Raw genomic sequence first — 351 nt, forward strand, 5'->3', positions numbered from 1 at the left:
GTTGTAGTGGTTATAGACGTCGACCATCTGCTTCATGATCGGCACGTCGCCGTCGAGCAAGTCGTCCGCCAGCATGACCGCGAACGGCGTGTCGCCGACCAGCTTGGCCGCGCACAGCACGGCGTGGCCCAGGCCCAGGGCCTCGGGCTGGCGCACGTAGTAGCACTCCACGTGCGCAGGCTTGATCGAACGCACCACATCGAGCAGGGCCTGCTTGTTCTTGGCCTCCAGCTCCATTTCCAGTTCGTACACCTTGTCGAAATGGTCCTCGATGGCGCGCTTGGAGCGGCCCGTGACAAAGATCATTTCCGTGATGCCGGCGGCCATGGCTTCTTCCACGGCGTACTGGAT

At 62.4% G+C, this 351-nt stretch carries 1 protein-coding gene; it reads right to left on the reverse strand.

The genetic code is table 11. The features are described from left to right. On the reverse strand, nucleotides 1-351 hold a 351-nt coding region (locus AB4Z35_RS31435), incomplete at both ends, for a sugar phosphate nucleotidyltransferase (protein ID WP_442101358.1).

Origin of the sequence: Pseudomonas sp. KB_15 (assembly GCF_052114525.1) — a bacterium.
In the GTDB taxonomy this organism is placed as follows: Bacteria; Pseudomonadota; Gammaproteobacteria; order Pseudomonadales; family Pseudomonadaceae; genus Aquipseudomonas.